At 57.0% G+C, this 15,022-nt stretch carries 14 protein-coding genes; 13 read left to right on the plus strand and 1 reads right to left on the minus strand.

Translation table 11 applies throughout. The features are described 5' to 3' along the window. The first annotated feature begins 87 nt into the window (after positions 1-87). The 5 genes from miaB (at position 88) to lnt (ending at position 5,641) form a co-directional block, all read left to right on the plus strand. Positions 88-1,518: a tRNA (N6-isopentenyl adenosine(37)-C2)-methylthiotransferase MiaB gene (gene miaB, locus N2M06_RS11620; RefSeq protein WP_019934351.1), complete on the plus strand. Its 1,431-nt coding sequence runs from the start codon at positions 88-90 to the stop codon at positions 1,516-1,518. A 215-nt stretch (positions 1,519-1,733) separates the two neighbouring features. Further along, complete coding sequence (locus N2M06_RS11625) at positions 1,734-2,771, plus strand: PhoH family protein (RefSeq protein ID WP_019934352.1); 1,038 nt, start codon at positions 1,734-1,736, stop codon at positions 2,769-2,771. Beyond that, positions 2,768-3,235, plus strand: a complete 468-nt coding sequence (ybeY, locus tag N2M06_RS11630) for an rRNA maturation RNase YbeY (RefSeq protein ID WP_019934353.1) — start codon at positions 2,768-2,770, stop codon at positions 3,233-3,235. The genes N2M06_RS11625 and ybeY overlap by 4 nt, the downstream gene beginning before the upstream one ends. Before the next feature lie 3 nt (positions 3,236-3,238). Beyond that, the gene (gene corC, locus N2M06_RS11635) at positions 3,239-4,120 is read left to right on the plus strand and encodes a CNNM family magnesium/cobalt transport protein CorC (RefSeq protein ID WP_346350828.1); all 882 of its coding nucleotides are present in this window, start codon (positions 3,239-3,241) and stop codon (positions 4,118-4,120) included. Next, positions 4,121-5,641, plus strand: a complete 1,521-nt coding sequence (gene lnt / locus N2M06_RS11640; RefSeq protein ID WP_346350829.1) for an apolipoprotein N-acyltransferase — start codon at positions 4,121-4,123, stop codon at positions 5,639-5,641. It begins immediately after the preceding gene. 20 nt (positions 5,642-5,661) lie between these two features. On the opposite strand, the gene N2M06_RS11645 is transcribed toward lnt, so the two are convergent. Next, positions 5,662-6,147: a zinc ribbon-containing protein gene (locus N2M06_RS11645; RefSeq protein ID WP_019934356.1), complete on the minus strand. Its 486-nt coding sequence runs from the start codon at positions 6,145-6,147 to the stop codon at positions 5,662-5,664. 114 nt (positions 6,148-6,261) lie between these two features. On the opposite strand from N2M06_RS11645, the gene leuS reads away from it, so the two are divergent. The 8 genes from leuS to rodA all read left to right on the plus strand — a co-directional run bounded on the left by leuS (position 6,262) and on the right by rodA (position 15,017). After that, complete coding sequence (gene leuS / locus N2M06_RS11650; RefSeq protein WP_346350830.1) at positions 6,262-8,841, plus strand: leucine--tRNA ligase; 2,580 nt, start codon at positions 6,262-6,264, stop codon at positions 8,839-8,841. Between the two features lie 194 nt (positions 8,842-9,035). Then, positions 9,036-9,521: an LPS assembly lipoprotein LptE gene (gene lptE, locus N2M06_RS11655; protein ID WP_019934358.1), complete on the plus strand. Its 486-nt coding sequence runs from the start codon at positions 9,036-9,038 to the stop codon at positions 9,519-9,521. Further along, positions 9,521-10,543 carry a DNA polymerase III subunit delta gene (gene holA, locus N2M06_RS11660; protein ID WP_317075162.1) on the plus strand — a complete coding sequence of 341 codons (1,023 nt, stop codon included), beginning with the start codon at positions 9,521-9,523 and terminating at the stop codon, positions 10,541-10,543. The genes lptE and holA overlap by 1 nt, the downstream gene beginning before the upstream one ends. After that, entirely contained in the window at positions 10,540-11,187 is a 648-nt protein-coding gene (gene nadD, locus N2M06_RS11665) for a nicotinate-nucleotide adenylyltransferase (RefSeq protein WP_019934360.1), read from the plus strand. Before holA ends, nadD begins: the two co-directional genes overlap by 4 nt. Positions 11,188-11,219: 32 nt before the next feature. Further along, entirely contained in the window at positions 11,220-11,564 is a 345-nt protein-coding gene (rsfS, locus tag N2M06_RS11670; RefSeq protein WP_346350831.1) for a ribosome silencing factor, read from the plus strand. Further along, positions 11,561-12,031, plus strand: coding sequence for a 23S rRNA (pseudouridine(1915)-N(3))-methyltransferase RlmH (gene rlmH / locus N2M06_RS11675; protein WP_019934362.1), 471 nt, complete (start codon positions 11,561-11,563; stop codon positions 12,029-12,031). The genes rsfS and rlmH overlap by 4 nt, the downstream gene beginning before the upstream one ends. 3 nt (positions 12,032-12,034) lie before the next feature. After that, positions 12,035-13,924, plus strand: a complete 1,890-nt coding sequence (mrdA, locus tag N2M06_RS11680; RefSeq protein ID WP_019934363.1) for a penicillin-binding protein 2 — start codon at positions 12,035-12,037, stop codon at positions 13,922-13,924. After that, complete coding sequence (gene rodA, locus N2M06_RS11685; protein ID WP_019934364.1) at positions 13,917-15,017, plus strand: rod shape-determining protein RodA; 1,101 nt, start codon at positions 13,917-13,919, stop codon at positions 15,015-15,017. The genes mrdA and rodA overlap by 8 nt, the downstream gene beginning before the upstream one ends. The last annotated feature ends 5 nt before the right edge of the window (positions 15,018-15,022 follow it).

Consider the following 15,022-nt stretch of genomic DNA (forward strand, 5'->3'; position numbering starts at 1 on the left):
CGACTGGATATTATCTGGCCACTGTGCAGAGAAAAGAGTAGAATGCCCGGTCCAAAATGCACGACTCACAGCAGTAACTAGAGCGCCATGAGCAAAAAACTTCATATCAAAACCTGGGGCTGTCAGATGAACGAATACGATTCATCCAAGATGGCCGATCTGCTGGATGCCAGCCACGGCTACCAGCTTACCGAAGAAGCAGACCAAGCCGATGTGCTGCTGCTTAACACCTGCTCCATTCGCGAGAAGGCCCAGGAGAAGGTCTTTCATCAGCTCGGGCGCTGGCGTCCGCTCAAGGAAGCCAACCCCAAACTGGTGATTGGTGTGGGCGGCTGCGTGGCGTCCCAGGAAGGCGATGCCATTCGTGCCCGCGCGCCTTTTGTGGACATTGTGTTCGGTCCGCAAACCCTGCACCGGCTGCCCGCCATGATCAAATCCGTACTTGAGGGCCGTGGTGCTCAGGTAGACGTGGCATTCCCGGAAATTGAAAAGTTCGACAACCTGCCCGAGCCCAAAGCCGAAGGTGCCACCGCCTTTGTGTCCATTATGGAAGGCTGCTCCAAATATTGCTCCTTCTGCGTGGTGCCCTATACCCGCGGCGAGGAAGTGAGCCGCCCGCTGGACGATGTGCTTTATGAAATCGCCCAGCTTGCCGATCAGGGCGTGCGGGAAGTGAACCTGCTGGGCCAGAACGTCAACGCCTACCGGGGCGAAACTCATGACGGCGACATTTGCACCTTTGCCGAGCTGCTGCGGCTGGTGGCCGCCATCGACGGCATCGACCGCATTCGTTACACCACCAGTCATCCCATCGAGTTCACCGATGACATTATTGAGGTGTATAAAGACACGCCTGAAGTGGTAAGTTTCCTGCACCTGCCGGTGCAAAGCGGCTCGGATCGCATTCTCACCCTGATGAAGCGCCCGCACACCGCCATTGAATACAAGTCCAAGATTCGCAAGCTCAGGGCCGCGCGCCCCGACATCACCATCAGCTCCGACTTTATTGTGGGCTTTCCCGGTGAAGAGGCCGACGACTTTGAAAAGACCATGAAACTCATTGAAGACGTGGGCTTTGATATGAGCTTCAGCTTTATTTACAGCCCCCGCCCGGGCACGCCGGCCGCCGATTTGCCCGACGATATTTCGATGGAAGAGAAAAAACAGCGCCTGTACCGGCTGCAGAACACCATCAATAATCAGGCACAGCTGATCAGCCGGCAGATGCTCGGCTCCGTCCAGCGTATTCTGGTGGAAGGGCCGTCCAAGCTGAACCCCATGGAGCTGCGCGGTCGCACCGAGAACAACCGGGTGGTGAACTTTGAAGGCCCGCATACCCTGATTGGCGGTTTTGCCGATGTGGAGATCACCGAAGTGATGCCCCACAGCCTGCGCGGCAAATTCCTGCACGGCGAAGACGGCATGGATCTGCGCACTCAGGTGTCACCCCAAAGCATTCTGGCCCGCCGCCCAGACGGCGTGCCCGACGACACCGGTGTCGCCACTTTTACCCCTTAACAGCAGCTGTAAGCTATCAGCTTTAAGCTGTAAGACAAACAGCATCGGCTGCCATTGCCAGGCTTGGTTCAGACTACACAGCCATATTAGTTTATGGTGCTGAACCAGCCCGGTACTGTAATCAGACTACCGACACAGCTCCAACAGGAGTATGTTTGTTTTTAGCTTCAAGCTTACGGCTTACAGCTTAAAGCTTTTTGGCAACAGGAGTTACCTTGACAGCCAACGTCACTCATCTGGACCTTGAACTGCAACCCGCCGACGGCCAGCGTCTGGTCAGCCTGTGCGGCCCCTTTGACGACAATATCAAACAGCTGGAACGCCGTTTAGGGGTGGAAATTAACCACAGCGATGAGCACTTTCAGATTGTCGGCCCCGCGCGTCTGGCTCAGGTGGCCAACGACATTCTCACCCGCCTTTACGTCGACACTCAGTCCGTCAAGGGCCAGCCCGTGCCCGATATCACCCCTGAGCAGGTACATCTGGCCATCAAGGAAAGCCGCGTGCTGGAGCAGGACGACGAAGACGATGCCGGCTATCGCTACGGCAAGGAAGTGACCATCAAGACCAAGCGGGGCCTTATCAAGCCGCGCAGCCCCAATCAGGCGCACTATGTGGCCCATATTCTGAGCCACGATATCACCTTTGGTATTGGCCCGGCAGGCACCGGCAAAACCTATCTGGCGGTAGCTGCGGCAGTCGACGCGCTGGAGCGTCAGGAAATCCGCCGCATTCTGCTTACCCGGCCGGCAGTGGAAGCAGGCGAGAAGCTTGGCTTTCTGCCCGGCGACCTGAGCCAGAAAGTGGATCCTTACCTGCGCCCGCTTTACGATGCCCTGTTTGAAATGCTGGGCTTTGAGCGGGTGGAAAAGCTCATTGAGCGCAACGTCATTGAAGTGGCCCCGCTGGCCTACATGCGCGGGCGCACCCTGAACGATGCCTTTGTAATCCTGGATGAAAGCCAGAACACCACTGTGGAGCAGATGAAAATGTTCCTTACCCGTATTGGCTTTAATTCCAAGGCGGTGATCACCGGTGATATCACTCAGATTGACCTGCCTCGCAACGCCAAATCCGGCCTGCGCCACGCCATTGAGGTCTTGAGCGGCGTAGAAGGCCTGTCGTTCAACTTCTTTCGCGCCGAAGACGTGGTACGCCACCCTGTGGTGGCCCGCATTGTGCGCGCCTATGAAGCCTTTGATGACGCCCAGAAGCGCCAGCAAAGCAACACCAACGGAGCATCATCAGCATGACACTGTGGCTGGATCTGCAAATCGCCTGCGATGAGGCACCTGGCCTGCCAACCGAGCAGGATTTTGAGCGGTGGCTGACTGCCGCCCTCAACGGTGAGCGCGATGAAACCGAAATGACGGTGCGGCTGGTAGATGAAGCAGAAAGTCAGGCGCTTAACCGGGACTACCGCGGCAAAGACAAACCAACCAATGTGCTGTCGTTTCCTTTTGAGGCACCACCCGGCATAGCGCTGCCGCTGCTGGGCGATCTGGTGATCTGCCGGCAGGTAGTAGAGCGGGAAGCCGCCGAGCAAAATAAGCCCTTGCAGGCACACTGGGCGCACATGGTGGTGCATGGTTGCTTGCATTTACTCGGGTTTGACCATATTAAGGATGATGAAGCCGAAGAAATGGAGGCCAGAGAGATTGTTATTCTGGCCGGGCTGGGCATGGATAACCCCTATCAAGACGACGACGAAGGTTAACAAGTGAGCGACGACAATTCACACTCAGACAACGGTTCGTCCGCAAAGAAAAACTGGCTTGAACGACTGGGCCAGATGTTTCAGGGCGAACCGAAGAACCGGGAAGAACTGGTAGAAGTAATCATGGACGCGGGTGAACGGGATCTGATTGATCAGGACACCAAAGACATGATTGAAGGCGTACTGGAAGTGAGCGAACTCAGGGTTCGCGACATCATGATCCCCCGCTCCCAGATGGTGACGGTGGAAAAATCCCAGCCGGTCTCCAGCTTTTTGCCGATGATTATCGAGTCTACCCACTCCCGTTTTCCGGTAGTGAACGAAGACAAGGATCATATTGAAGGCATACTGCTGGCCAAGGATCTGCTGCCCTACGGCTTTGGCCTCACCGAAGAAGACTTTTCCATTGAAAAGGTCCTTCGTCCCGCCGTGGTGGTGCCCGAGAGTAAACGCCTCGACAAGCTGCTCAAGGAATTCCGCGAAGAGCGCTACCACATGGCCATCGTCGTGGATGAATTTGGCGGCGTGTCGGGCCTGGTCACCATTGAAGATATTCTCGAGCTGATTGTGGGTGATATTGAAGACGAGTTTGATGCCGAAGAAAGCGCTGAAATCCGCCAGATCAGCAAGCGGGTGTTCTCGGTGGCGGCACTTACCGACATTGATGATTTCAACGACTTTTTCAACTCCGACTTCAGCGATGAAGAAGCCGATACCGTCGGCGGTCTGGTGATGCACGCTTTTGGCCACCTGCCCAGCAAGGGCGAACAGCTGGAGCTGAACGGTTTTGTATTTAAGGTGGCTCATGCCGACCGTCGACGCCTGCTGCAGTTACAGGTTAAGATACCGGACAATCAGGAAACCTCCTCATCGGAGCCGGCATAAGTGTATAAATTGCTGCCATTATTCGGGGCCCTGCTATGCGGGGCCCTTGGCGTTTTAGCCTTCAGTCCTTTTGATATCTGGCCTCTGGCGCTGGTATCACTGACGGGCCTGTTTGCCTTCACTCATCACTGCGCCCCGGGCGCTGCTGCCCGCCGTGGCTTTGCCTGGAGCCTGGGCTTGTACCTGCCCGGGCTCTGGTGGATCCACAACAGCATGACACTGTTCGGCGGCCTGCCGCTGCCGGTGGCCTTTGTGCTGGTGGCCCTGCTGGCGGCCTATCTGTCGGCCTACACCAGCCTGGCATTATGGCTGGCCCACCGGTTTGTGGCTTCCCCCCGGGCAAGACTGCTATGGGTGTTACCCGTGCTGCTGATCGGTGCCGACTGGCTGCGGGGCTGGGTGCTGACCGGCTTTCCCTGGCTGTGGGCGGGCTATTCCCAGCTCGACGGCCCGCTGGCAGGGCTGGCCCCCATACTGGGAGTGCAGGGCATCAGCTGGTTGCTGACCTTTTCTGCCGCTGTGCTCTGGTGGGCAGGGGCAAACCGGCGCTGGCGTGCACTGGCCTTTACCGGTGTGCTCTGGGGGCTAGGGGTGGCCAGTCAGCAGCTGCAATGGGTGTCTCCCACACAACCGCTTAGAGTGGCTCTGGTGCAGGGCAACATAGAGCAATCCCTGAAGTGGATTCCGGGCCAGCTGGAGCTGAGCCTGCAACGTTATCTGGATCTGACCCGCCCGGCATTAAATGCCGATGTGGTGATCTGGCCCGAGTCAGCTCTGCCTGCCTCGGAGCAGCAACTGGCCCCCTGGCTGGAGCAGGTCGACAAACTGATGTTTGAACGGGGACAATCGCTGATCACCGGCCTGGTGTCCCGCCCCAACGACGACCATGTTTATAACGCCGTACTGGGCCTTGGCAGCGGTGATTATCAGCCCGGTCAGAGTAACCGCTATTACAAACAACAACTGGTGCCCATTGGTGAGTTTGTGCCCTTTGGTAATCTGCTGCGCCCGCTGGCTCCCTTTTTCAACCTGCCCATGTCGTCTTTTTCCCGGGGCACAAACGAGCAGGCGGATCTGAAGGCCGCCGGCAGGGACATGAGTGTGGCTATCTGCTATGAAGTGGCCTTTCCCGGCCTGGTACGCGATAACCTGAAGCCGGAAACCGACTTTCTGCTGACGGTATCGAACGACACCTGGTTTGGCCGCTCCATCGGCCCCTGGCAGCACCAGCAAATTGCCCGTATGCGCGCGCTGGAGCTAGGCCGGCCCATGATCCGTGCTACCAATAATGGCGTCACCCTGGTCACCGATGAAAAAGGCCGCATGACCGCCAGTCTGCCTCAGTTTGAAAAAGGGGTGCTTACCGCCGACGTCATTGGTATGACTGGGCTGACACCCTACGCCCGATTTGGCAGCCTGCCGCTGCTGGGCATATTGGCATTCAGCCTGCTGATTGGCCTGCGTTGCCGCCAGCCGGCCAACAACCGGCTGGTCATGGCAGAGCGACAATTATTTAAATAATCAATGTTCTGATAACGCCCTCAGGGCGTTAACGGATGGCGAATAAAGGTGTGGTGATTGCACTCCAGGCAGGTAGTCAGCACCTCTGGGTGAGTCACCTCGTGGCGGTGGGCGCACAGGGTGCAGTCATACAGACCCGGCCCCACCACTTCACCGGCCTGATATTCGCCGTGATGAGCCAGGTCTTCGCGCAGCTCCTGCCATTCCAGCTGGCTTCTGTCGGTAATGTCAGCCAGCCAGCTCCATACAGTCTCACTGATGCGACGATAAAACAGGCTGTCGCGAAAGCCGCCTTTCTCTTCGCCAAAAGCGGCCAGATCCCGTTTTACATATTCAGCGATGAGCGCAAGCTCGTCTTTGGTCAGATCGCTGGCCGCTTCCATATAGGCCTGGGTTTTTTCCACCGCTTCTTTTAGCGTGGTGGTTTCAGCCATTTCCCACTGACGCTGCAGCTCTTCCACAAAGGCGTCATACCCTTTTTTCTGCTTGTCGTCTTGTTCGCTCATGACGTTATCCTCACAGTCAGTGCCGGGGCCGGTATTGTTGCCGGCTACCCCCTAAGGTATTCTATGCCGATTTATCGCTGGTGTTACCACTCATTTACGGAACCGGACGTCATAATGCAAGAGCAATATAACCCCCAGAATATCGAACCCCAGGTGCAACGCCATTGGGACGAGCAGCAGACCTTCAAGGCCACCGAACAAGCCGGCAAAGACAAATTTTATTGCCTTTCGATGTTCCCCTATCCTTCAGGTCGGCTACATATGGGGCACGTCCGTAACTACACCATAGGCGACGTTATCTCCCGCTATCAACGGTTGCAGGGCAAAAATGTGCTGCAGCCCATCGGCTGGGATGCCTTTGGTCTGCCCGCCGAAAACGCTGCCATCAACAACAAGACAGCGCCGGCCCCCTGGACCTACGAAAATATCGACTACATGAAAAACCAGCTCAAGCGACTGGGTTTTGGTTACGACTGGAACCGTGAGCTGGCCACCTGCACGCCGGAATATTACCGCTGGGAGCAGTGGTTCTTTACCAAGCTGTATGAAAAAGGCCTGGTATATAAAAAGACCTCTTCAGTGAACTGGTGCCCCAACGACGAAACCGTGCTCGCCAACGAGCAGGTCAACGACGGCTGCTGCTGGCGCTGCGACACGCCGGTAGAGCAAAAGGAAATTCCTCAGTGGTTTATCAAGATCACCGACTACGCCGATGAGCTGCTGCGCGATATCGACGAGCTGGAAGGCTGGCCCGATCAGGTGAAAACCATGCAGCGTAACTGGATTGGCCGCAGTGAAGGCGTGACCCTGCGCTTTGATGTGGCCGGAGCCGACGACAGCTTTGAGGTGTACACCACCCGCCCCGATACCCTGTTTGGTGTGACCTATGTGGGCATTGCCGCCGGTCACCCGCTGGCCGCCAAAGCCGCCGAAAACAATCCGGAGCTGGCTGCCTTTATCGACGACTGCAAACATAACAAGGTGGCCGAAGCCGAGATGGCCACCATGGAGAAAAAGGGCATGGCCACCGGCCTGATGGCTGTGCACCCGCTCACCGGCAAGCAGGTGCCGGTGTGGGTGGCCAACTTTGTGCTGATGGATTACGGCTCTGGTGCTGTTATGGCCGTGCCCGCCCACGATCAGCGTGACTATGAGTTTGCCGGCAAGTACGGCCTCGACATAGTACCGGTGATCAAGCCCGCCGACGGCAGCGAACTGGACGTAAGCACCGAGGCCTACACCGAAAAAGGTGTGCTGTTCGACTCCGGCGAGTTTGACGGTATGAACTTTGAGCAGGCCTTTGACGCCATCGCCAAGACCCTGGAAGAAAAAGGTCTGGGCCGCAAGACCGTGAACTTCCGCCTGCGCGACTGGGGCGTCAGCCGCCAGCGCTACTGGGGCGCGCCCATTCCCATGCTCAATCTGGAAGACGGCACAGTCGTGGGTGCGCCGGAAGACACACTGCCGGTGGTGCTGCCGGAAGACGTGGTGATGGACGGCATTCAGAGCCCGATCAAGGCGGATCCCGAGTGGGCCAAAACCACTTATAACGGCCAGCCGGCGCTGCGTGAAACCGACACCTTTGACACCTTTATGGAGTCGTCCTGGTACTATGCTCGCTACTGCAGCCCGAATTACGACGAAGGCATGCTGGACGTGGAAAAGGCCAACTACTGGCTGCCGGTGGATCAGTACATCGGCGGCATTGAGCACGCCTGTATGCACCTGCTCTACGCCCGCTTCTTTCACAAGCTGCTGCGTGACACTGGTCTGGTCGAGTCCGACGAGCCGTTCAAGCGCCTGCTGTGTCAGGGCATGGTACTGGCCGACGCCTTCTACTACACCGACGACAAGGGTGCCCGCGTCTGGGTAAGCCCGCTCGACGTGACCGTGGAGCGGGACGAAAAAGGCCGCATCAAGAAAGCCACCGACGCCGACGGCCGCGAGCTGGTGCACACCGGCATGACCAAGATGTCCAAGTCCAAGAACAACGGCATTGATCCCCAGGTCATGATCGACCGCTACGGTGCCGATACCGTGCGCCTGTTTATGATGTTCGCCTCTCCCGCCGACATGACCCTGGAGTGGTCCGACTCCGGGGTGGAAGGTGCCCAGCGCTTCCTCAAGCGAGTGTGGAAGCTGGTGTTTGAGCACCAGTCTCATGGCACTGCTCCGGCTCTGAACAAGGCTGCTCTTGATGGCAACCAGAAAACCCTGCGTCGGGAACTGCACAAAACCATTGCCAAGGTGAGCGACGATATCGGCCGCCGTCAGACCTTTAACACTGCCATTGCCGCCATTATGGAGCTGCTCAACCATCTGGCCAAAGTGGACATGAATGACGGGCAGAACCGGGCCCTGCTGCAGGAAGCGCTGGAAGCCGTGGTGGTAATGCTGCACCCGATTGTGCCGCACACCTGCTTTGAGTTGTGGCGCGCCCTGGGCCAGAACGATATCGACCACGCCGCCTGGCCGGTGGTGGATGCCGATGCCCTGGTGGAAGATGAAAAACTGGTGGTGGTACAGGTGAACGGCAAGGTACGGGGCAAAATTACCGTGCCCGCCGATGCGGATAAAGACGCGGTAGAAGCTGCCGGCACCGCCGATGATAATGTAGCCCGTCACCTGGACGGCAAAACCATTCGCAAGGTGATCTACGTACCCGGCAAGCTGCTGAACATAGTGGCTAATTGATAGCTGGAAGCTGGAAGCTAGAAGCTAGAAGCTAGAAGCTAGAAGCTAGAAGCTAGAAGCTAGAAGCTAGAAGCTAGAAGCTAGAAGCTAGAAGCTAGAAGCTAGAAGAAACCATGGCACAACAAGCTGGTGTGTCTGTGTTTTTCTTCAAGCTTCCGGCTTCCAGCTTCAGACTATGTTTTATAGGAGTAGTTATGCTCACTCGAATCAAGGCCATTGTGCTGCTGTCGCTGACCCTGGCACTGGCCGGTTGCGGCTTTCAGCTGCGCGGCGGGGATAACCTGCCGCCTCAGCTGCAGCGGCTGGTGCTGAATGGCGATGACAAAACCCAGTTCTACCGGCTGGTCTCGGCCCGGTTGCTGCGCGCCGGTGTGGTGCTGGTAGACAACGACGGTGATACCCCTGTTCTCTCTATTACCGGTGTCGGTCAGGGCAACACCACAGCGTCGGTCAAGCCTTCCGGTGACACCCTGGAATATGCCATGCGTTTTGGCACTCGCTTTACCCTGGATATGCCCGATGAGCCCCGTCAGGTATTTAATGTTACCTTTAACCGCAGCTTTCTCGACAAGTCGTCTCAGGCGCTGGCATCAAGCCGGGAACAACAGCAACTGCGGGAGCAGATGGAGCATGAAGCCGCAGAGCAAATTGTGCGGCAGCTGAGCCGTCTGTCATTCTGATGCGTCTGTATCCGGAGCAACTGAGTAAACATCTTCAGGCAGGGCTGGCCCCCTGCTATTTTATTTATGGTGATGAGCCACTGCTCAGGCAGGAGGCCCTGGATCAGTTGCGCCGGTCCGCCCGGGCACAGGGCTTTGATGAGCGTTACCGCTTCGATGCCGACAACGGCCCGGACTGGGATGCGATTTTTGATGCCAGTCAGAGCATGAGCCTGTTCAGCAGCCGGCAGATTATCGAGCTGGCACTCCCGGAGAAACTGGACAAAACCGCCTCAGACCGGCTCAGAGAGCTGCTTGCTCAAAGCCACTCCGATCTGTTGTTACTGATAAGCGGTCCCCGCCTTAACCAGCAGCAACAAAAAACCGCCTGGTACAAAGCCCTCGCTGCCGCCGGCCCGGTGATCCCGGTATTTACACCCGATGCCCGCCACCTGGCACGCTGGCTCGAGCTGCGCCTGCGCCAGCATCAGCTTGCTGCCGAGCCCGATGCCCTGCACTGGCTGACTCTGGCCTTTGAAGGTAACCTGCTGGCCGCTGCCGGCGAAATTGAAAAGCTGGCCCTGCTTAACCTGCCTCAGCCGCTGACCTTACCGGCGCTGCAGCAGCATGTGCAGCCCCATTACCATTTCAACCCGTTTCAGCTGCTGGATCCTTTGTTGCAGGGCAAGGTAAAGCGGGGCTGCCGTATTCTGCAGCAGCTTCGCCAGGAAGGTGTAGAAGCAGGCATGCTTTGTTACCTGCTGACCAAAGAGCTGAATACACTGCAAAGCCTGCACGCGGCACTGGCCGGCGGACAGTCTTTTCAGCAGGCCGCTGCCGCTTTGCATGTGTGGTCCAGTCGCCAGCCGCTGATGCAGGCCGCACTCAACCGGCTTAAAGGCCCTAAAATTACCGCCCTCTCCCGCATGCTGGCTGCGGCCGATGCTGCCGTGGCCGGGTTTGATGACGACAGTGCCTGGCGCTGGCTGCAGGCCCTGTGCGTGGGATTTTTCGACGACAAGGAGCCCGTCATACTGCCATGACTGCCCCCATCGGATTACTCGGAGGGACCTTTGATCCCGTCCACATTGCTCATCTGCGTACTGCCATTGTGGCCAAAGAACAACTGGGCCTGAATGAAGTACGGCTGCTGCCCAATCATATTCCTCCTCACAGAGCCACCCCCGACAGCGCACCGGCACACCGGCTGGCCATGGTGCGCCTGGCCGCTGCGGCTACCCCCGGACTGGTGGCAGACGAACGCGAACTGACCCGCAGCACACCCTCTTATACGGTCGACACCCTGGCAGCCCTTCGTGCCGAGCAGGGTGACCGGCCCTTGTGCTTTATTATGGGTATGGACTCGCTGTGCAGTCTTGATAAATGGCATCGCTGGCAGGAGCTGCTGGAATATGCGCATCTGGTGGTCAGTCACAGGCCCGGCTGGAAACCGAAGCTGAACACCAGGTTAACCGCCCTGCTTGAGCATCACGGCACTCAGGACAGAGAGCGACTGCATCAGACACCCGCCGGCCATATTTTTCTGCTGAACAACCCCGAGCTTGAAGTATCATCCACACAAATACGCAACAGCATCAAAGCGGGGAACAATCCGCAATATTTGTTGCCCGAGGCAGTGGCCAACTACATTCGACAGCAGGGACTCTATACCGGCACCATGGTATAATTCACGGTTGTATCATCAAGGAGAATGCACTTTTGCAAGACAAAGCACTGCACGATTTTATCGTCGATAAACTGGACGATCTCAAAGCCCGGGACATTCGTGTGCTGGATGTAACCGGTAAATCCACTATCACAGACTGCATGATCGTCTGTTCCGGTAATTCAAGCCGGCACGTTAACTCCATTGCAGACCACCTGGCTACCGAAGCCAAGCATGCCGGCCTTAATCTGCTGAGCATGGCGGGTCAGGATGCCGGTGAATGGGTGCTGGTCGATTTGGGTGATGCCATCGTCCATGTGATGCAGGAAGAAACCCGCGATTTTTATCAGCTGGAAAAACTCTGGGGTGGCAGCGCCGCCGGAGCCCTGGCCGGATGAAACTCCAGCTGGTGGCGGTCGGTACCAAAATGCCGGCCTGGGTAACCACGGGCTTTCAGGAATATCAGCGTCGCTTTCCCCGGGATATGCCTCTGGAACTCACCGAGATCAGCGCCGGCAAGCGGGGAAAAAATGCCGATATTGACCGCATTCTGCATAAAGAAGGCGAACAGATGCTGGCTGCCATCAATAAATCAGCCCGCATCGTCACCCTGGATATTCCCGGCAGACCCTGGACCACAGAGCAGCTGGCCGAGCAACTTACCCGCTGGCAGCACGACGGCCGGGATGTGGCCATTCTGATCGGTGGCCCCGAAGGGCTGGCGCCGGCCTGCAAGGCAGCTGCCGAGCAAAGCTGGTCACTTTCACCGCTCACTTTGCCCCATCCGCTGGTTAGGGTGCTGGCCGCTGAAAGCCTTTATCGTGCCTGGAGCATCAACAATAACCATCCCTATCACCGGGAGTAAGTCGTGGCCAAATCCCGGGTAAAAATGCGCGATCATGTCGCCGAATCTTCTTTGCACTGGCGGCGCACCCTGGTGTCGTTTATCGCCATTGTGCTGATGATGGGCGGCCTGTTTGCCAACCTCTATCATCTGCAGATTGAAGAGCATCAGAGCTACCAGACCAGGTCCAACGACAACCGCATCAAGGTAGTGCCCATCGCACCTACCCGGGGGCTTATTTATGATCGTAACGGCGTGCTGCTGGCAGAAAACCGCCCCATTTACAGCCTGGAGATCACGCCGGAAAAGTCGAATGACCTCAATGATACCATCGAGCAGCTGATCACCCTGCTGGATCTGGATCCTGAGCTGAAAGAACGTTTTTTTCATGATGTACAGCGTCATCGCCGTTTTAACCCGGTGGTGCTGGTCAGCCGTCTGAATGAAGATCAGGTGGCCCGTTTCAGTATTAATCAGCACAAGTTCCCCGGCGCGTCCATTGAAGCCTACCTGAAGCGTTACTATCCCTACAAAGACACACTTACCCACGTACTGGGCTATATGGCCAAAATCAATGACAGAGACGTGGAGCGACTGAAACAGGACAACAAGCTGGCCAACTATGCCGCCACCCGGGATATCGGCAAACTGGGCGTTGAGCGCTATTACGAAGACCTGCTGCATGGTCATGTGGGCTACCAGGAAGTGGAGGTCAACAACCGGGGCCGGGTGATCCGCACGCTGAAATATGAGCCACCGGTGCCCGGCACCGACATTTATCTTAATCTTGATATTCGCCTGCAGCAGCAGGCCCAGGCATTGCTGGACGGCAAGCGCGGTGCCATTGTGATGATGACCCCGAAAGACGGTCAGGTACGGGCGCTGGTCTCCAACCCCAGCTATGATCCCAACCTGTTTGTGCACGGCATCAGTGGTCCGGATTATCGCGAGTTGCTGCAAAATCCCGATCGTCCTCTGATTAACCGCGCCAGCCAGGGTATTTATGCCCCCGCCTCGACGGTCAAGCCCATGCTGTCGGTTATGGCGCTGAATGAGGGAGCCATTACTCCGTCTACCCGTTTTTTTGGTGGTCCTTACTTTCAGATCCCCAATACCAAACGTAAATTCCGTGACTGGCGGCGCTGGGGGCATGGCTGGATGGACGTATACAGAGCCATTGAAATCTCGGCTGATACATTCTTTTACGATATAGCCTACCGGCTGGGCATAGATACCATGCACGATTACATGAGCCGTTTTGGCTTTGGCCAGAACTCGGGCATTGATCTGCACGAAGAAGCAAGCGGCACCATGCCATCCCGGGACTGGAAACAACGCCGGCATAAGCAGCCCTGGTATCAGGGCGACACCATTTCCGTGGGCATTGGTCAGGGTTACTGGACCGCCACCCCGCTGCAGCTGGCCCGGGCCACGTCCATTATGGTCGATCACGGCGATACCGTGCATCCGCGCCTGCTCAATGCCATTGTATTGAATGGTAAAAAAGTCAGCATGCCGATCAGTCATGGCGATCCTATCGAGCTCAAGCAGGATAATCACTGGAATGTGGCGCTCACCGGCATGTGGCGAGTCATTAACGGCAAGGAGGGCACTGCCCGCCGGGCCTTTGCCGATACTCCCTATATTGCCGGCGGCAAGTCAGGTACGGCTCAGGTGTTCAGTCTGGCGGAAAACCAACAGTATGATCATCAAAGTCTGAAGGAACACCTGCGGGATAATGCCCTGTTTGTGGCCTTTGCTCCCTTTGATGAACCTGAAGCCGTGGTCTCTGTGGTACTGGAAAATGTCGGTGGCGGCAGCTCTCATGCCGCTCCCGTGGCCAGGGCCATGCTGGACGCCTATCTGTTGCCTGATACGCCCGAGCTGAATGAAGAGGTCACCGCTCATGAATAAGCATCGCCGCTCTTTGGGTGAGCGCCTGCATCTGGACTGGCCGCTGCTGGGCGGCCTGCTGATCTTACTGACTGCCAGCCTGGTGATTCTCTATTCTGCCAGCGGGGAAAATACCGATACCTTAACCCGTCAGGGCATACATATTGCTGTATCACTCAGTGTGATGGTGATACTGGCCCAGTTCTCTCCGGGCTTTTATGCCCGCTGGGCTCCTCCTGTCTTTATCATTGGCGTTGTGCTGCTGATACTGGTGCTGCTGATCGGTGATGTTGGCAAGGGAGCCCAGCGCTGGCTGGAAATTGGCTCATTCCGGTTTCAGCCGTCAGAAGCACTGAAGCTGGCCATGCCCATTACCATTGCTGCCTATATCAGCCGCTATCCGCTGCCGCCCAGCCTGCTGCATGTGGCACTGGCTTTTGCCCTGGTGCTGGTCCCTACTCTGCTGATTGCCAAGCAGCCGGATCTGGGGACGTCTCTGCTGGTTGCCGCCTCTGGTCTGTTTGTTATTTTTCTTGCCGGTCTGCCCTGGCGCCTGATCATGCTGGCACTGGCGGGTCTGGCGGCCTTTTTGCCGGCGCTCTGGTATTTTCTGATGCACGACTATCAGAAACGACGAGTACTGACCCTGCTCAACCCGGAAAGTGATCCACTCGGTGCCGGCTATCATATTATTCAGTCTAAAATCGCCATAGGCTCAGGCGGGCTGTGGGGAAAAGGCTGGCTGCACGGCACTCAGTCTCAGCTGGAATTTCTGCCCGAACGCCATACCGACTTTATTTTTGCGGTGCTGGCAGAAGAATTCGGGCTGGTGGGAGTCAGTGTGCTGATCCTGATGTATCTGTTTATTATTGGCCGGGGCCTGCAAATTTCAGTACAGGCTCAGGGAGCTTTTCCCAGGCTGCTGGCAGGTGCACTGACACTGACCTTTTTTGTTTATGTGTTCGTGAATATCGGTATGGTCAGCGGCCTGCTGCCGGTGGTGGGCGTCCCGCTGCCGCTGATCAGTTATGGTGGCACCTCCATGGTGACACTGATGGCCGGATTTGGCATTCTCATGTCCGTGCATACTCACAAACGCCTGTTGGCAAAATAACACAC

It is taken from the genome of Oceanimonas sp. AH20CE76, assembly GCF_039654065.1.
GTDB classification, from domain to species: domain Bacteria; phylum Pseudomonadota; class Gammaproteobacteria; order Enterobacterales; family Aeromonadaceae; genus Oceanimonas; species Oceanimonas smirnovii.